Below are 18,298 nucleotides of genomic sequence, written 5' to 3' on the forward strand. Positions count from 1 at the left end.
AACCTCAATATGAACAACTTTTTGCGACTTGTCAGCTCAGGCGAAACTGCCTAGAGCCAACTGGCCGCATTGCTCAAGAAATCCTCCAACGGCAAGGAAACTACAGATTAGTAGAACGGCAAACGGGAGTGCCTTGGTGGTTTGTCGGAATTTTGCACTATCGAGAGCTGGACTTTCGAGACGCTCACTTGCACAATGGCGACTCTTTAACTAATAGAACAATTCGCTACCCACAAGGACGACCGATTGAGCCACCAGCTAACGGACAACGATACACGTTTGTTGAGAGTGCGATTGATGCACTGCGCTGGAAACAGTTCCACACTGCCAAAGACCACTCAATCGGTGCAATGCTATGGGGGTTTGAGCTGTGGAATGGTTTCCGTGATGCTAAGGGGGGGAATAATTCCGAGTACCTCTGGAATGGCACCAATCACTTTAGTAGCTCACAACATAGGAATCAATTGCTGGTAGGTAACAGTAATGACTCCTATGGTCAAGGGCACAAGATCGGAGCAGCAGCAATTGTTTGGTATCTGTATTACCAAGGAATGCTTAATCAACGGTTACAATTTGCCACTCCACAAAGTTCTGTTAATTGGCAACAGGCAAGCAACACGGGATCAATTCAGTTCCTGGATATGCTCAAAGGTTATGGGAAACTGCCTCATCAAGATGCAGCACTAGCTTGGCTGCAACAACAGCAGTCGCCATCAGTGCTAACTGAATTTGCTCGTCGCTGGCAGGATGATGCTGATCGCAAATTAGTCTCTGTGGGGAAGTCTGCTGTTGTACAACTGCCCAATGGCACTCAGTTACCGAGTAATTTTGTACTTCGGCAACAATCTCGGAAACCAGAAAGTCGAGGCACTAGGCCACAGACAGCTATTAGGCTAAGAGTACTGAGCGATACTTTCTTTAAAACAAGCACCCAACAGTCCTATCAGCTGAAAGACTCACAAAAAGTTTTCGTCAAGGCAAACACTGAGTTTGAGATTACATCGGATCAGCCAGCAGAGAATAAGCATATTCAGGTTGTCCTGGCCAATGTTGCTTTAGGCACACCACCATTAAAAACCTGGTACGTCTTCTGTGACCATGTTGAAATTGAAGGCAGTGAACCCAATAACGCACCTAAGGATCAACAACAATCTGACTTAATTAAGATTAACTCTGACAAGACTGGTCCAATTCAGTTGCCTGGATATGACAAAACGGTTTACCTATCGGAGGCGATTATCACTGGTGGTCACTTTAGTTGGGCAGAGGCAACCAAAAATGGTACCCGCATTCCTACGGAGAAAAGTATTGTGGAGGGCATTCTCAGAATTGCTGAGGTAATGGAGGAAGTTAGGGAATACTTTGGCAATCGCCCCATCCTGGTTAACTCTTGGTATCGCGACCCAGTAACCAATCGCAAAATTGGTGGTGCTACACGCTCCCGTCATCTTTGTGGGGATGCTGTGGATTTTGTGGTTGAGGGGATATCGCCAATGTCAGTGAATAAACGCCTGGATTCCTGGTGGGGTCCCCGAGGTGGTCTAGCCAGTGCCAGTTCTTTCACCCATATTGATGCGCGAGGGTATCGGGCCAGATGGAGTTATGGTTTTTGATATCATCAAGATTTTAGGCGTTGCTGAATCAAGGAATGAATAGGAGTAGGGTGGGCAGGATGCCCGCCTGAGGGAGGAAACGGGCAAGATGCCCGTTCCACCAAGATGCCCGTTCCACCAAGATGCCCGTTCCACCAAGATGCCCGTTCCACCAAGATGCCCATTCCACCTCACTCTTAAAATCATTCCATTATAGGGAACAGGTAAAAACCAATTTAAATGCGCATCAGCTTCAATAAAATTAATATTTTTTAATAAATAATGAAAATCAAAAAATCAGATCAAGTCTTATCCACTACCCAATCAGACTTATTGGTAATTTTAGCGTTTTTATGCATACTAGGTTCGGTAGATCCAATAATAACTTATGTAAACATAAAGAAATAATTAAGTAAAATCAAAAAATCAGATCAAGTCTTATAGACTAATTACAGGTGCTAATTTTTCGGTCGAAAAATCAAAAAGCTGTTTGACCAACTAAACTTGAACCTGATTGATGCTGACAGAGCAGAATAACCTAATTAGTAAAAACTTTGGCTATTCGCATTAATCAGTAAAAGTCTGTGTATTTCTGATCAAAAAGAGATCGATCATAGTATTCTAATTAATGATCGTTATTTTGTCAGTTAAGTCAATCCGATCAATCAGGATGTAACTGTTCCTAAAAAGATCGGCGGATTGGCTATAGCAGTCCTAAATGATTCGTGAAATTTATTGGTAAAAGCGAAGGCTATAACCCTTGCCCAGCAAGGATTTACGAGTTTGCATATTTTACAAATGAATGATTTAGCATTGCTATATTATCTGAAATATATGTGTAGAGTTTGTATAGCTTAATTTTTGCCATGAATGAATGACAAAACCTTAAAAATTAATTGCAGTGATTGGCATGGTATGCTACTATCCAGGAGCCAATAATCTACAACAAATGTGGTCAAATATTATGACTTATCGCTGTCAATTTTGACGCACATCCGATGTTAGTTTACCCCTGTCAGAATATCCCGAATCAACAATTTCTGATCAAACCTATGGAAATCATATGGCTGCAATTGATGGTTTTCAATTCGACTGGGCAAAGCGAAAAATTCCGATTATTCAAGAATAGGATGGGTTGTTTATAGAACTTTTACTATCGAGGTAAATCAATGAATCAAACCTTATTAAGTGGTTTGGACAATAGTGATATCGACTGGCTAGTTAGTGTTAGTGAAATAGAACAAGTCAATACTGGTCAAGTATTGAAGCAAGGTGATAAGTCTATTAAGACTCTTTATCTGATTATTGAGGGTAACCTAAAAATATCTTTGCCACAGGGTACGGATAATCTGCTCCATCAGGCATTTACACTCTTGGAAAAGAGTAATGTTTTAGAACAGGAACTGATCAGCGTAACTACAGGAGAGCTGATAGGAGAAGATTTACTCTTTCAGAGTGAGTTACCTTCAAGTAAGGTGATCGCTGAGAGTTCCTCTCGGTTACTGGCTATTCCCCAAAAAGAATTACAGGAAAAACTAGAGAAAGATTTAGCTTTTTCTGCACGCTTTTATAAAGCCATTGCCATTTCACTTTCTGAAAGACTGGTCAAGCTGAGGGGCAAACTTCGCTCAAAAAGATTGAGAAGAAGAACAAATGCAAGTGAAGAAGTGCTTTTAGCATTTGGGGAGCTAAATGATAGTGATATTGATTGGATGATTAAAAATGGAAATTATCAGACAATAAAAGCAGATACTCTGCTATTCCAAGAAGGAAGACCGGCTGAAAAGATGTATATTCTGCTTGATGGTTTCGCAAGTGTTACTTTAGCAGAAACGGCTATAAGTCCTTTGGAAACTGCTTTTGCAGCCCTAGATAATAGTTATAGTGTTACGTCTGAGCGAGAGATTATCGCCCTTAAGCGAGGGGAAATTCTTGGTGAAATGCCTTTTGGGGTTTCCCAGCTCAGTTCAGTTAATGTTCGCTGTCTTGAGGATTCAAGAGTACTAGCAATTGCTAGAAATTTACTGGCTACTAAATTACAGGAAGATATTGGTTTCTCAGCAAGGTTTTATCGAGCAGTTTCCTTATTGGCGATAGAGAGATTTAAAACTACTGTAGAACTACTAGGTTATCAAAGGAGAATTTACAGTAGTGAAAAAACTTTAGACTCTTCTGTTCCCTATGATGATGAAATGAGTGATAACCGCTTAGATAATTTAACGTTAGCTGGCTCTCGATTTAATTGGATGTTGAAAAAAATAAAAACCTTGAATAATAATCAGCAGTATTTTATCAAAACAGGATAATAACAATATAAAAACATGATTTAGTTGCGTAGGGTGCGTTAGGGACGGGCTAGCCCTGATTTTCCACTTCAACGCCTTGTTTGAAAAAGTCCGTCCCGTAACGCACCACCGGGTCAAACAGCAAATATGAGATGCACCATGTGGTTTAAAACAATTTTGGTAAGTTAGCTACACCCTAGTATTTTTGGCTCAAATTATATTTATGTCTATTATTGCCATTCACTCTTATCGAGGGGGAGCAGGAAAAACCAACATAACTGCCAGTTTAGCGACTATTGTTGCTAGTCATGGCCATCGAGTTGGAATTGTGGATGCAGACCTCCATAACCCAGGTATTTATGTGTTATTTGGGTTGAATCAAGCTCATTTAGGTTATTCTTTAAACGATTACCTATGGAATAATTGTCAAATTACTGAAGCGGATTATGATGTAACCTCCGTGTTAGGTCTTCAAGACCGCTGTCAGATTACTGAAACCGACTATGATGTGATTGCGAAAGGTAAAAAGCCAACCGAAAACAGTTTTCTGTCTTTGGTTCCAGCTAGTATGAAACAAGAAGATATTAGCCGAATGTTGCGAGAAGGCTATGATATTCGCTTACTGGAAAAAGGGTTTAGAACGTTAATTAATGAACTAAATCTAGATTTTCTGTTTGTTGATACTCATCCAGGTCTGAATGAAGAGGTATTAGTGTCTTTAACCTTGTCTGATACTCTGGTTTTAATTATGAAACCGGATCAGCAAGATTTTCAAGCAACTGGGATTATGTTGGACTTGGCCAACAAGTTAAACATACAGAAAACCTTGCTGGTAATGAATATGATGATTGAATCCTTAGGAATTAGTCGTTTTAGTCATAAAGTCAAGGAAGACTATGGGTTTTCATTAGCTGCAGTTATCCCCTGGTCAGAAGATATGATGATGCTGGGCAGTCGAGGTATTTTTTCTTTAGCTTTTCCCCATCATCCACTAACTGAGGTCTTAGAAAAACTGGCTGATAAGATCATGAACTAGCAACTACGGCGGTTTGCATAACTATCAGCTACACAGGATTGTTTTCCCTCTTCCGACTTCCCTGCTCCCTGCTCCCTACTCCCTGCTCCCTGCTCCCTAAAAACCCAGAACTTTTTACCTAACTGAATTACCCCTGTATTTTTGTTAATTAGCATTGAGGAAAATTATGCAGATTCAGATGATTGGTCACGCTTCTATCTTTGTGGAAACTGAAGATTGTAAAATCTTGATGGATCCAATTTTATGGGATTCTCACTGTGAAGGAATAGAAGATATTTGTCCTAAACGAAAAGTGTTCCATGACCAGATTCCAGGGTTTGATATTTTGATTATCTCTCATCGTCATTTAGATCATTTTGATATTCAATCCCTAGCTTCTCTACCGAAAAATGTTGATGTGTTGATTCCTCAAGATAAGTTGATGGAAACTTGTTTACGAGATTTAGGATATTCACAAATCTATAAATTGAAAGATTGGAGTGAGGTCAAAATTGGTTCAACTCGTTTAATTGCAACTCGTTCAGAAAATCGTGTTCCTGAATATGGGATGTTATTCACTGATCCTTCAGGGGTTTTCTGGAATCAAGTTGATTCGGATGTAAGCCTTGAAACAATTCGTAAGGTTAAGTCTCGCTATCCTGAGATTGATTTCTTACTAGCAGGTTGGCAACCGATGTTAGAAACACAACATCAAAATAATCAGTCTTGTTCATTTCCTTATGCCGCCTATGATCAAGACCTAAAAAAGATTAGTTTAATTAAACCCCATTCTATTGCTCCGGGAGCCAATGGTTTTAAGTTTATTAAGGGTACATCTTGGTTAAATAAAGTCGTTTTTCCCGTTACTAGGGAGCAATTCTGTCGAGATGTAGCCATTGTTTGTCCAGAAGTTGGAGAAAATGTTTTTCCTTTGAATCCAGGGGATGTAGTTACTTTCAAAAATGGCGAAGTTAGCTACATGAAACAAAAGTCTTCTTTTGTGCAAATGGTAGAAGATGATCGCTATGACTTACGTTTCTCGCCCACTAATACTGGTGATTGCCTGATTGATGATAATTCTGATAACTATGATTTAGAGGAAATGAAGCAAACGATTCGCTCGGAAATTTGCTGTAATTTTCCTAAATTTATTAAGGAGAAGCAAGACTCTTTATTTCTAGAGTATTGTCATTGGAATTTAATTTATCAGCTAGAAATTGTATTCCCAGATGAAACGCAGCAATACTACTTTGATTTTTCGGAAGAGAATATTGAGTGTCACACTGGGTATAATCCTTTAGCCCATGTTTTTACAAGCATTGCTGCTTCTAATTTTTACGGTATGAGTAAAGGAATTAAAGGATGGGATTCTGCTTATATGGGCGGCTACTATCGAAATTTCCAGAAATTGTATCTACCTACTCCTTACGGAATTATTAAGCCAATTGAAGTAAATGAAGAAAATAGCTCACAAGTTAAAGATCCGCTCGATTTGAGATTTCCCTATGAGGAAATTTTTGAAAAAGTTCGACAGCATGAAGTGCAAAAATGGAAATCTAGTGAGGTTCATCCGGAAATTATTCGGGAGACTCAAACAAAAATGTTGAGGATTGGTAATACTCTAGTTCGGTTACTAGAGGAAAATAAGGAGAAAAAAGTAGAAGCAAATAAAGATTTACAGATGGCTTCAGTAAGATAGTTGTTGTTTCTGTTTGCAGGAGAGCATCCCAATTTTATACATTAGCTATTTCACAGGGGTCTTAACCCCTTAGAATATGCTTACTATTGGGAATATTTTACAAAAGTTTATCGTTAGTCATAGACTCTAAATAAACATGAAAATAATCCTCAATCAATCCTACTCTCTCAGGGAGAAAGCGTTTAACCCGGATTATCTCCAAATTTTAGAAAAGGAAATTTTGTCATCTCCTTATTTAGGAGCTAGTCAACTCAGTGAAAGCTTTAGTGGGACAAAAGGTTTCTCCCTTGTCTTTAAAACTAACGGGATAGAGCAAGTCAAACAGCACTTTCCTTTCTTAAAACCCTATTTAAAGACGGCGTTAAAACCGACTTGTAATGTTTTTTATCTTAATCCTTTAATTATCAAAGAAGGAGGGAAAGTAGAAGATCATGTTGATTGTAGTCTTCAGGGATATGTTCAGGGTCGTACCATTCCTGATTATGTTAGTGTTATGTATGTTAAAGTTCCATCTGATTTAGAGGGTGGTGAATTGGTACTAAAAAGAGGTAAATTTCCCCTTGCAACAATTCAACCGAAAGAAAATGCTTTGCTTTATTTTCATGGAAATTTGACCCATTCAGTTAATCAGGTTAAAAGTTCTAAATTTCGGATTAGTTTAGTATGTGAACAATACACTTTGGATGAAATTAAACTAGCAAAAATACCTGTATTTAAAATTGAGTATCATACTTAATATCGTGCTTATCGATAACATTAATTTTTAGATCTTTACGACATAGCGCTTACATTGCTATACTACCTCTCTATCCTTGGTAATAAACACCAAGGATAGAGTAGTTTGTATAAAAAAATAATAAATTCAACTATCAATTACTTCATTTATAGTTATTTTTTTTTACAAAAAAAGTCTTGACTAATTATTAGTTACTTGCTTTAATAAAACTGGTGGGTTTAACGAACAACTTACCGAACTTAATTAAGGAGTAAATAAATGTCCAGAGAATCAGTATTGGCTTTAATCAAAGCTGCGGAAGCAGATCAGTCTTTAAAAGCGCAATTGGAATCAGCAGAAGGCCCCGAACAGGTACTAGAAATTGCAGCTAGTCAAGGCTATAATTTCACTGAAGAAGAGCTTTTGGCTGTGATGCAAGAGCAGCAATTAGAATTTGCTACCCCCGCTGTTGAGCTGTCTGAAAATGCTAAAGCTTTAATGAAAGAAGTAGAAGCTAATGAAACGTTACGACAGCAATTTGAATCAGCCGGGAGCGTAGCTGATATGGTGAAAATTGCTATCGACCAGGGCTATCAAGTTACAGCGGAAGAAGTAGAAGCTGGCTTAACTTATTTTGAACAAGAAGGTGAGTTATCTGATGCTGAGTTAGAAGCTGTAGCTGGTGCAGGTAAGAAGAAGAATAAGGCTAAGGAGAAAATTAAGATAAAAGCTTAAATAATCCTAACTGCTATGGTTTTTAGTGAGTAGCTATAGCTAGTAGTTGACTACAATACTTTTAACAAGTAAATTGTCTCTAAAACTCTTATGAAATCAAGCAAGATTTATGAGATTTAATACCTGTAAAATTTATGTGGTCAACTTCTAGCAATTATTTAAAATGGCAGCAAAAAATAACTAACAACTTACCGAACTTAATTAAGGAGTAAATAAATGTCCAGAGAATCAGTATTGGCTTTAATCAAAGCTGCGGAAGCAGATCAGTCTTTAAAAGCGCAATTGGAATCAGCAGAAGGCTCCGAACAGGTGCTAGAAATTGCAGCTAGCCAAGGCTATAATTTTACTGAAGAAGAGCTTTTGACTGTGATGCAAGAGCAGCAATTAGAATTTGCTACCCCCCCTGTTGAGCTGTCTGAACATGCTAAAGCTTTAATGAAAGAAGTAGAAGCTAATGAAACGTTACGACAGCAATTTGAATCAGCCGGTAGTTTAGCTGATATGGTTAAAATTGCTATCGACCAGGGCTATCAAGTTACAGAAGAAGAAGTAGAAGCTGGCTTAACTTATTTTGAACAAGAAGGTGAGTTATCTGATGCTGAGTTAGAAGCTGTAGCTGGTGCAGGTAAGAATAATGCTCGGTATAAGGGTAAGAGTTGTAGCAAGAGAAAGAAATGATTACGAGAGGTTTAAAACTAACTTACTAGTTTGATATTCCAAAAGCAAAAGTGATTATGCGATAATTTATTGATGTATGAATTAACTCGTATTAATAAATTCGGACAAACTTTTTTATATCAATCGCTGACTTTTCCTCTATTTCGTTCCAAACTGCGAACTGTAGAGTTGCACAAATCTATTGTGGCAATAGGTGCTTCTTACTTAAATAAACCTGTTGGTTTAGTTTTAGCAGAAATATCAAAAGATTGTTATTCAGCAGAGGTGCTTTCCCTTTTTGTAAAGCCCAACTATCGTGGTCAAGGAATTGGAACAGCACTATTAACTCGCATAGAAAAAGTATTATCATTGAGGGGATGTCAAGAGGTTGAATTAATTTATACAACTGGGAGATCAGGAATTTTGGAATTAGAATCCCTTTTGCGTAAGTGTAATTGGACTCCTCCAGAATCTCGAAGGTTGATCTGTCATACAACAACAAATAAAATTGCTAAGGCACCTTGGATGAAGTTAAAGATGCCTTCTTCCTATCAAATTTTTCCCTGGGTAGAAATAACTCAAGCCGAACGTAATAGAATTGAATATCAACAACAACAACACCCTTGGATTGATCCTGATTTAGTTCCTTGGAAATACGAGAAAAAATTAGAACCTCTAAATAGTTTAGGCTTACGATATCGAGGACAGGTTGTAGGATGGGTTATTACCCATAGGATTGGATCTGATACTATCCGTTATAGCTCAATGTTTGTTAGAAAGGATCTACAAAAAAGAGCTAGAGGAATGACTTTAGTTGTGAATGCTATTCAACTTCAAGCACAAGTAAATATTCCTAAATGCGTTTTCTCTGTCCAAATAACAAATACTGCTATGAGTAATTTTGTCAAGAAACATATGAGTCCTTACTTAACTTATTTTGAAGAAAGTAGAAAAAGTTTGAAAACTTTTTAAAAAACTTTATTATGATTTATTTGAAATAATCTTTAACTTAAGTAGTACTATCTATTTAGGATTTTTAATTAAAATTAAAGATAAAGGTCTAATGTATGAATTAACTCGTATTGATAAATTCGGACAAGCTTTTTTCTATCAACCACTGACCTTTCCTCTATTTCGTACCAAAATGCGAACTTTAACCCCTGAAGGGTCTATGGTGGCAATTGGTGCTTCTTACTTAAATAAACCTGTTGGCCTCGTTTTGGCTGAAATATTACCAGATTATAACTGTACAAAAATACTTTCTATTTTTGTACTGCCAAGTCATCGTCGTCAGGGGGTAGGGACAGCCTTATTAAGTTTTTTAGAAAGAGAATTAGTTGTAAGAGGTTGTACAAAAGCTGAATTATTTTGTGAATTATATGATTTTAAAATTCAATCTAAAATATTTCCATTAGAAGCATTGCTACAAAAATGTAATTGGAGACTTTCCAATATTGAGTTAGTATATCGTTCAGATTTGGTAAAAATTTTTCAAGCATCTTTTATGAAGAAAACAAAATTACTTCCGTCTGATATGCAGATTTTCTCGTGGGAAGATATTACTTATAAAGAACGTTTGATTATTGAGCAAACGCAAATGGATAAGTCTTGGATTAAAGAAACATTATATCCCTTTAAGTATGAAGAAAACTTTGAGCCGTTAAATAGTTTAGGCTTGCGGTATCGAGGAGAAGTAGTAGGATGGATGTTAACAGAGCGTGTAGCAGTGGATAGCATACTTTATAACTGTATGTTTGTCAGGAAAGATTTACAAAAAATGGGGCGCGCGATTGCGCTATTGATTGAAGCCATTAAACGTCAAAACAAAGCTAATATACCTAACTGCATTTGGGAGGTTAACCATAAAAATACCTTAATGATTCGTTTCATTGATAGATATATGCTACCTTGCTTAACCTCTAGGGGAGAAATCAGATTATTTGAAAAATCATTCTGTTAATCGTTAATTCTTAAAGTAAAACTTAACTATGTTAACCATAACCCAAAGTATCAATACTAAAATAAGGCGTGTTCGCACCCCTACCCTCATACAAATGGAAGAAGTAGAGTGCGGAGCAGCATCATTAGGCATTATTTTGGGTTATTATCACCGCTTTGTTCCCCTTCCTGAATTAAGAAAAGTATGTGGTGTATCACGGGATGGCAGTAAAGCCTCTAGTGTACTTAAAGCAGCGAGAACCTATGGTTTGACTGCAAAAGGGTTTAAAAAGTCATTGGAAAACTTAAAAACTTTAAATCCGCCCCTTATCATATTTTGGGAATTTTGCCATTTTTTAGTTGTCGAAGGATTTGGCAAAAATTGTGTTTACATCAATGATCCAGAAACGGGTCCCCGTAAACTATCGTTAAAAGAATTTAGCCAAGGTTACACTGGAATAGTTCTAGTGATGGAACCTGGCCCAGATTTTAAAAAAACAGGAAAAAAAACAAGTATATTTTCTTCTCTAATAAATCGCTTAAAAACATCTCATAAATCAATTGTATTCTCTATATTAGTAGGATTAATCCTAACCTTTCCTCGGTTGATAGTTCCTATCTTTAGCCAAGTATTTGTCGATAAAATTTTAATTGATGATTATCAAGACTGGCTAAGACCGATGTTATTGGCAATGGTGATTACTGCAATTGTTCAGGGACTTCTTGCCCGTCTGCAATTAAAAGTATTACGCCGACTTTTAGTCAAACTTTCGGTTAGTATGTCTGGACAATTTGTATGGCATATTTTACGTTTACCTGTAGGATTTTATGCTCAACGGTTTTCGGGTGAAATCAGCGATCGCGCTCAACTCAATGATCGCGTAGCAGAAGTAATTTCTGGCCGTCTAGCCACCACTGTTATTGATGTGATCATGATGGGGCTTTATGCCCTATTAATGTTTACTTATGATATACTATTAACCACGATCACGATTCTATTTGCTAGCTTTAATTTTATAGCCCTTCAATACTTATCTCGTAATCGGACAGATGCCAATATTAGTTTAGCCCAGGAATATGGAAAAGTTGCTGGTACAGCGATTGGTGGCATTCAATCAATTGAAACCATTAAAGCCTCTGGACTCGAATCAGATCTGTTTACTCGATTTGCCGGTTATTATACTAAAGCCTTAAACGCTCAACAAAAATTAGGCTTACAAACACAAATTCTCAATGCACTTCCCAATCTGTTAACCGCCTTAGCTACAGCCTCTATCTTGCTAATCGGAGGCTTACGGGTTATCAAGGGAGAACTAACCATTGGAATGCTAATTGCCTATCAACTTTTAACCAGTAGCTTTCTCAAACCCATTAATGAACTGATTAATTTTGGGAGTACCTTACAAGAATTAGAAGCTGATATTAATCGCCTTGATGATGTACTACAAAATCCTATTGATGAAGAAGCCACTCGTCAGCCCCATCAGTTTGCCAGTCCTACCAACAATTATAGTCTAACTTCCGATTCATTTAAATTACAGGGTCATGTAGAATTTCGTAACATCACTTTTGGGTATAATCGCTTAGAATCTCCCCTGATTGAAGACTTTAATTTAATTATCAAACCGGGGCAAAGAATTGCTTTAGTCGGTAGTAGTGGTTCAGGAAAATCAACCATTGCTAAATTAGCCTGTGGATTATATGTTCCTTGGCAGGGGGAAATCCTTTTTGATGGTATTCCTCGCAGTCAAATTCATCGTTCTGTTCTTGCCAATTCCTTAGCAATGGTTGAACAGGATATTTTTCTTTTTGCTGGTACAATTCGAGAGAATTTAACCCTTTGGGATACCACCATCCCCGAATCAGACTTAGTTAAATCTGCCACTGATGCGGCAATTCATGAATCAATTCTGTTTCAGCCAAAAGGATATGATGCTCCACTGAGTGAAGGGGGAGCAAATCTCAGTGGTGGACAACGACAACGCCTTGAAATTGCTCGCGCTTTAGTCAGAAATCCTACCATTCTCGTTTTAGATGAGGCAACTAGTGCTTTAGATGCAGAAACAGAATTAATCATTGATCGTAATTTACGACGGCGTGGGTGTTCCTGCATTGTCGTTGCTCATCGCCTCAGTACCATTCGAGATTGTGATCAGATTATTGTCCTGGATAGGGGAAACGTTGTTCAACGGGGAACCCATGAACAATTACGCCAAGAAACAGGAACCTATCAACACCTCATCAGTAGTCATTAATAAGAATCAAAAATATTTATAGCGTTTCTCATAGCTATGAAGTACACATTATTTTTTCCCTCTTCCCTCTTCCCTCTTCCCTCTTCCCTCTTCCCTCTTCCCTGCTCCCTGCTCCGAAGTCCCTCTTGCCTCTTGCCTCTTGCCTCTTGCCTCTTGCCTCTTGCCTCTTCCCTCTTCCCTCTTCCCTGCTCCCTAAAACCCAAGAATTTGTACCTCACCCAATTGCAAACCGCTGTATATTATGTATAGTCAACAATCCTGCAAAATTCAAGGTAATCAACCACTAATACTTAATAACCCTGAGATTGTTTGGGTGGTGGTTTCTGGACAAGTCTCTGTATTTGCCACAGAAATGAAGAATAATGAACCAGAAGGAAATCGTCATTATCTATTTACTGTAGAACAAGGACAAGGCTTATTTGGTCATTGTTTAGATTCTTCTGGTCAAGCCCTTTTAGGGGTCGCAATAGAAGGTGCAGAATTAGAATTTGTAGCTATACAATATTTGGTAAAACAAATCTCTCAAAAAAATTCTCAAGGGATTGCAATCCTAGAAAGCTGGATCCGGCATTTAGGAAAAAGTATTAACCAGATGCCTTTAAATAATGTAATCAAAATTATCAATCCTGATTTTTCTTCATACTTTTCTCTAGAAGATAAACAAAGTATTCAATATTTTAGTGAGCCAATCATTTGGGTAGAGATTAGAGAAGGAGAAGTTCACTATTTAGGAAAGCCAGATTTAACCTTAGAGATCAATTCTGCTCTATTTCCTCTGAGTAATAGAATGTGGCTAAAATCCGAAAATGCCAGCCAACTCAAAATAACTACTACTGAGAATATAGAACAAGCAGAAAAAATTACCCATAGCTTAGAACTCTTACATAACTATTTTTATCACTATTTAAACCAAAAATTTATTGAAGATAAAGAATCCGACTTTAGACGGTTTCAAGCCAGACAACAACTAAATAGCCAAGTTACTCAATCAGCATTAGGAAAATTAACCTCAATACTAAAACCGGGTTATGATGTTTTTTTTGGATCAGGAACACCTCTATTAATTGCAGCGGGTGCGGTAGGCCGTGCTATGCAAATTGTAATTAAACCGCCATCTGCATCAGAAGATATGAGTAAGCTGGCTAATCCCTTAGAAGCTATCGCTTATGCCTCTCAATGCCGTATTCGTTCTGTAAGATTAGTGGGGGATTGGTGGCTCTCAGAACATGGCCCCTTACTTGGGTATAATCAAGATAACTGTCCTGTTGCTTTATTACCAAATCCCCAAAAAAACAGTATCTATCTATTATTTGATCCTATCAAAAAAACTCGTACCCCTGTTAATCAGGAAGTCGCTAAACATATTAGCTCCCAAGCTTATATGTTTTACCGTCCTTTGCCCCTTGTTGTTCAAGACGTCGGGGCACTATTTAGATTTAGTATAGCAGGCTATGAAAAAGAATTAGGATTAATTGCCCTGATCGGTATAATAGCAACTCTTTTAGGAATGGTTGTGCCCCAAGCCACCGGCATGTTAATGGATCAAGCAATTCCTGGCAGTAATTTACTATTATTAAAGCACATTGGGTTAGTGTTATTTGCTACTGCGTTTGCTCAAGCCGCTTTTCAACTTTCTCAAGGAATTATGACCTTGCGTTTAGAAACAGTCGCTGATGGAAATTTACAATTAGCGGTTTGGGACAGACTGCTTAAGTTAAGTCCGTCATTTTTTCAGCAATATACGTCTGGAGATCTAGTGAATCGTCTCCTAGCAATACGGGAAATTCATCATCTATTAAGTGGGGCAACTCAGCGCACATTACTCAGTGGCGTTTTTTCTCTGTTGAATCTAGGATTAATGTTTATTTATAGTATTAAACTTGCTCTAGTTGCTTTAGGACTATCTGTAATTGCGGTGATTGTCACAGTTGTTTCTGGTGTTGTTTTAGTTCGGAAAGAGCGAAAACAAGAGGCTCTTGATGGAGAAATTGATGGTTTAACAGTACAACTGATTAATGGAGTGGCTAAACTTCGGGTCGCTGCTGCTGAAGAACGTGCTTTTTGGGCTTGGGCAGAAAAATACAGTCAAAAAACTAAGTTAACCGCAGGAATTCAACGAATTAATGATAGTTTATCTACCTTTAATGAAGCATTACCCTTAATTAGCTCAGTAATCCTGTTCTGTTTTACCTTATTATTTATCCAAATTAACCAAGAAAAAAATCTACCTAATACTCTGACTGCAGGTACTTTTTTAGCATTTCAGGTTGCCTTTGGAACTTATATTGGGGGAGTCACAAGCTTAAGCAATACCTTAACAGATATTTTAGGGATTGTACCCATGTGGGAAAGAGCGAAATCTATTTTCCAGGAAAAACCAGAATCTGATATTAATCAGCAAGATCCGGGTCGTTTAAGTGGACATATTGTTTTAGATCATCTCAGCTTTCGTTATCGAGAAGATGGCCCTTTAATTATCGATGATATTAGTATTCAGGCTAATCCCGGTGAGTTTATTGCACTTGTTGGCCCTAGTGGAAGTGGAAAATCAACCCTTTTTCGTTTGTTATTAGGATTTGCTAGTCCCATAACAGGAACCATTTATTATGATGGTCAAGACTTAGCGGGGTTGGATGTTACTGCTTTGCGTCGTCAATTAGGTGTTGTTCTACAAAATGGTCAAGTTCAACAAGGGTCGATTTTTCACAATATTACTAGTGGTGCGTTAGTATCCCATGATGTAGCTTGGGAAGCAGCACAAATGGCTGGATTAGCCCTAGACATTGAGAAAATGCCCATGGGAATGCACACCGTTATTAGTGAAGGAGGAAGTAACTTATCGGGAGGACAAAGACAGCGTTTATTAATCGCTCGTGCTTTGGTCAATAAACCAAAAATTATCCTAATGGATGAAGCAACCAGTGCCCTTGATAACCGCACTCAAGAGATAGTGACTGACAGCTTGGGTCAACTCCATGCAACACGTATTGTTATTGCCCACCGTCTTAGTACAATTCGTAATGCAGACCGAATTTATGTACTAGAAGCTGGACGAATTGTCCAGACAGGAACATTTGCACAGCTCAGTCAAGAACAGGGGTTGTTTGCACGACTGGTTGCTCGACAACTAGACTAAAATTATCTATTACTCTTCTTTCTTTAAAAAGTCTGGCAGCCATAACAAAATTAGTACCATCAAACAGATAATGCTTAAGCCAATAGCATAGCGAATATTCTGTTTAAGCATTGATGATACTTGGAGAATAAAATAGTAATTAAGCATTTTTATAATTGTCAGTTAATTTCTATAATATACAAGATAGCACACCAACACTGGATTACTTTTATGAAACCAAAAAAAAAATCTAATCTATTCCGAGAAGAATCTCTAGAAAACTTAACTTCGCCAGAAAAATTAGACCAAGCGATGGAAGTTATCTCCCGTCAAGACTGGCTTCCTTTATCTACTTTGGCAGGAATAGTAATATTAGGATTGATTTGGAGTATTTTTGGTAAACTTCCCTTAAATATTAAAAGTAAAGGGGTGCTAATTCATCCACACAAAGTAGTTGAAGTTCAGTCTACTGTTAGTGGTCAGTTAGAGGAGATTAATGTTAAGGAAGGCGACTGCGTTGACCGAGGTTTCGTGCTAGCCACAATTGAACCCTCTGATATTAAGCAGAAACTTCAGCAACAGAAAGAAAGATTAGCACAGCTACAATCACAAAGTCAATTAGCGAATACTCTTCAGGTACAGCGAACTAATTTAGAAGTGTTGTCCCTTCAGCAAAAACAAGATGCATTAGAACAGTCTATGCAAACTAGTGAAAGCTTAAATTTGGTTCTCAATAATCAAGAAATAGAGGCTATAAAGCAACAAAAAGAAAGCATTCAGCAAAAAATAACGGATCTTCAAACTATTACCCCAAAACTTAGAGAAAAAGGACTTAACTCTATCAAAGAACAAAGAGTTAGTATTTTTAAACAACTTAAAGATTTTAAGGAACTCAGTTCTAGCTTAAAAGATAGGGTAGAAAAACGTCGTGTTCTAGTTCAACAAGGAGCAATTTCTTTAGATCAAATATTAGAAGCGGAACAATCTTATAAACAAAATTTGCAAAATATCTCTAAACTAGAGGCTGAACTCAAACAGCTAGATGTTAAAGAAGCTGAAGTCGAACAACAATATTTAGATAACTTAAGTACCATTAGTAAGCATGAAGCTGACTTGATAGAATTGACAGTTAAGGAAACTCAAAACCGAGAAAAATACTTGAAAAGTATGAATCAAGTGGCTCAACAAAAAACGGCTCTAAAAACCTTGGCTACAGAAAGAAAAAAACTTGAACAGCAAAACTTAGAAGCTTCTAGCAAAAGAGAAAATGAAATTCAACAGGTTAAGTACGATATAGCCCAACTTTCTAAACAATATAATGATAATAAAGCTATCAAAAGTTCTTATTCGGGTTGTTTTCTGAATATAACTGCTAGTAAAGGTTCTGTTATTGATAAAGGGTTTTCTTTAGGAGTGATTCAACGACAGAGTGCATCAGACAGTCTCTCAACCGTTGCTTACTTTCCTGTTGGGCAGGGGAAAAAGATCAAACCTGGTATGAAAATCTATGTTACACCTGATACAGTTCGCCGAGAAAAATTTGGTAGTATTGTCGGTAAGGTTTCGGAAGTCTCTCCTTTTCCTATTACTCAACAAGGAGCGACTAAACTGATAGGAAACTCTACAATAGCTGAAAATTTGGCATCTAAAGCCAGACCTGTTATTGAAGTTCATGCGAAGTTACAGGCTGACTCCTCAACTCCTAGTGGTTATGCTTGGTCTTCTTCTATTGGACCGTCGTTGACAGTTACTTCAGGAACCACTGTAACAGTACAAGTCACCATTGAAGAGCAAACCCCCATTACCTTAGTTTTACCAATCTTGCGACAATTGACTGGGATTTATTAAATATAATCGCCTCTCATCAAAAACCTGAGTGACTGAAAAAAACCCTAAAACCATTGATTTTACCTAAAATCCTTACCAGGGTTGGGTTTCAATATCTTCAACCCAACCTACGAAGCCAGAAAAGTCAGTCAAACAGGGTACCTGACATCAGTACGATTTTATCGCCCCTAAGTGCAAGTGGGGAGTGTGTTAGGCAGTTCACCACTGTTTCTCGATAAAACTGGAAAATTACCAGGATGTGATGGGGCGACAAAGTCGTAAGATCAAGTCTGGTTGAATACCCATAATCTAGGGGAGGGTGGGGAGATGGGGAGATGGGGCAGATTTTTATTAAGGGTAATTATCCTAACATGATCTAAGCATCCTGGTTGGGCTTATTTTTTGTAAATGCGAAGATAGGTTTGTACATAATCCATAGAGAACTGACCGGGATTCTCTCGAATC

The 18,298-nt window shown here is 37.7% G+C and carries 16 protein-coding genes; 13 read left to right on the forward strand and 3 right to left on the reverse strand.

Features of this window, described 5'->3' with window-relative positions; translation table 11 throughout:
• The coding region (locus tag F6K38_RS22590; RefSeq protein WP_287357486.1) for a D-Ala-D-Ala carboxypeptidase family metallohydrolase at nucleotides 1-1,613 on the forward strand (1,613 nt) is incomplete at its 5' end.
• Nucleotides 1,614-1,641: 28 nt separating this feature from the next.
• Here the strand turns inward: F6K38_RS22590 and F6K38_RS22595 are convergent.
• Nucleotides 1,642-1,782, reverse strand: a complete 141-nt coding sequence (locus F6K38_RS22595; protein WP_287357488.1) for a hypothetical protein — start codon at nucleotides 1,780-1,782, stop codon at nucleotides 1,642-1,644.
• Between the two features lie 711 nt (nucleotides 1,783-2,493).
• Here F6K38_RS22595 and F6K38_RS43535 point away from each other — a divergent pair.
• The 3 genes from F6K38_RS43535 (at nucleotide 2,494) to F6K38_RS22605 (ending at nucleotide 4,913) form a co-directional block, all read left to right on the forward strand.
• Nucleotides 2,494-2,580: a hypothetical protein gene (locus F6K38_RS43535; protein ID WP_353737212.1), complete on the forward strand. Its 87-nt coding sequence runs from the start codon at nucleotides 2,494-2,496 to the stop codon at nucleotides 2,578-2,580.
• A 181-nt stretch (nucleotides 2,581-2,761) separates the two neighbouring features.
• Entirely contained in the window at nucleotides 2,762-3,898 is a 1,137-nt protein-coding gene (locus F6K38_RS22600; protein ID WP_287357490.1) for a cyclic nucleotide-binding domain-containing protein, read from the forward strand.
• 202 nt (nucleotides 3,899-4,100) lie between these two features.
• On the forward strand, nucleotides 4,101-4,913 hold the full coding sequence (locus tag F6K38_RS22605; RefSeq protein WP_287357492.1) for a MinD/ParA family ATP-binding protein: 813 nt from the start codon (nucleotides 4,101-4,103) through the stop codon (nucleotides 4,911-4,913).
• Here the strand turns inward: F6K38_RS22605 and F6K38_RS22610 are convergent.
• Nucleotides 4,910-5,068 carry a hypothetical protein gene (locus F6K38_RS22610; protein ID WP_287357493.1) on the reverse strand — a complete coding sequence of 53 codons (159 nt, stop codon included), beginning with the start codon at nucleotides 5,066-5,068 and terminating at the stop codon, nucleotides 4,910-4,912. The genes F6K38_RS22605 and F6K38_RS22610 overlap by 4 nt on opposite strands.
• 11 nt (nucleotides 5,069-5,079) lie before the next feature.
• Between F6K38_RS22610 and F6K38_RS22615 the strand changes: the two genes are divergently transcribed.
• From F6K38_RS22615 to F6K38_RS22645, 7 genes are all read left to right on the forward strand, one after another.
• The gene (locus F6K38_RS22615) at nucleotides 5,080-6,591 is read left to right on the forward strand and encodes an MBL fold metallo-hydrolase (RefSeq protein WP_287357494.1); all 1,512 of its coding nucleotides are present in this window, start codon (nucleotides 5,080-5,082) and stop codon (nucleotides 6,589-6,591) included.
• Between the two features lie 136 nt (nucleotides 6,592-6,727).
• Nucleotides 6,728-7,327, forward strand: coding sequence for a 2OG-Fe(II) oxygenase (locus tag F6K38_RS22620; RefSeq protein WP_287357496.1), 600 nt, complete (start codon nucleotides 6,728-6,730; stop codon nucleotides 7,325-7,327).
• Between the two features lie 258 nt (nucleotides 7,328-7,585).
• The gene (locus F6K38_RS22625; protein ID WP_287357497.1) at nucleotides 7,586-8,041 is read left to right on the forward strand and encodes a Nif11-like leader peptide family RiPP precursor; all 456 of its coding nucleotides are present in this window, start codon (nucleotides 7,586-7,588) and stop codon (nucleotides 8,039-8,041) included.
• A 216-nt stretch (nucleotides 8,042-8,257) separates the two neighbouring features.
• Entirely contained in the window at nucleotides 8,258-8,719 is a 462-nt protein-coding gene (locus F6K38_RS22630; RefSeq protein ID WP_287357499.1) for a Nif11-like leader peptide family RiPP precursor, read from the forward strand.
• A gap of 72 nt (nucleotides 8,720-8,791) precedes the next feature.
• Nucleotides 8,792-9,670: a GNAT family N-acetyltransferase gene (locus F6K38_RS22635; RefSeq protein WP_287357501.1), complete on the forward strand. Its 879-nt coding sequence runs from the start codon at nucleotides 8,792-8,794 to the stop codon at nucleotides 9,668-9,670.
• A 91-nt stretch (nucleotides 9,671-9,761) separates the two neighbouring features.
• Complete coding sequence (locus F6K38_RS22640) at nucleotides 9,762-10,658, forward strand: GNAT family N-acetyltransferase (protein WP_287357503.1); 897 nt, start codon at nucleotides 9,762-9,764, stop codon at nucleotides 10,656-10,658.
• 28 nt (nucleotides 10,659-10,686) lie between these two features.
• Nucleotides 10,687-12,891: an NHLP family bacteriocin export ABC transporter peptidase/permease/ATPase subunit gene (locus F6K38_RS22645; protein ID WP_287357505.1), complete on the forward strand. Its 2,205-nt coding sequence runs from the start codon at nucleotides 10,687-10,689 to the stop codon at nucleotides 12,889-12,891.
• On the opposite strand, the gene F6K38_RS22650 is transcribed toward F6K38_RS22645, so the two are convergent.
• Entirely contained in the window at nucleotides 12,888-13,109 is a 222-nt protein-coding gene (locus tag F6K38_RS22650; protein WP_287357507.1) for a hypothetical protein, read from the reverse strand. The two genes, F6K38_RS22645 and F6K38_RS22650, sit on opposite strands and share 4 nt — an antisense overlap.
• Before the next feature lie 23 nt (nucleotides 13,110-13,132).
• On the opposite strand from F6K38_RS22650, the gene F6K38_RS22655 reads away from it, so the two are divergent.
• Both F6K38_RS22655 and F6K38_RS22660 read left to right on the forward strand, forming a co-directional pair.
• Nucleotides 13,133-16,027, forward strand: coding sequence for an NHLP bacteriocin export ABC transporter permease/ATPase subunit (locus tag F6K38_RS22655; RefSeq protein WP_287357509.1), 2,895 nt, complete (start codon nucleotides 13,133-13,135; stop codon nucleotides 16,025-16,027).
• Between the two features lie 210 nt (nucleotides 16,028-16,237).
• Entirely contained in the window at nucleotides 16,238-17,854 is a 1,617-nt protein-coding gene (locus tag F6K38_RS22660) for an NHLP bacteriocin system secretion protein (protein ID WP_287357511.1), read from the forward strand.
• The last annotated feature ends 444 nt before the right edge of the window (nucleotides 17,855-18,298 follow it).

The organism is Moorena sp. SIO3B2 (genome assembly GCF_010692525.1).
Taxonomy (GTDB): domain Bacteria; phylum Cyanobacteriota; class Cyanobacteriia; order Cyanobacteriales; family Coleofasciculaceae; genus Moorena; species Moorena producens.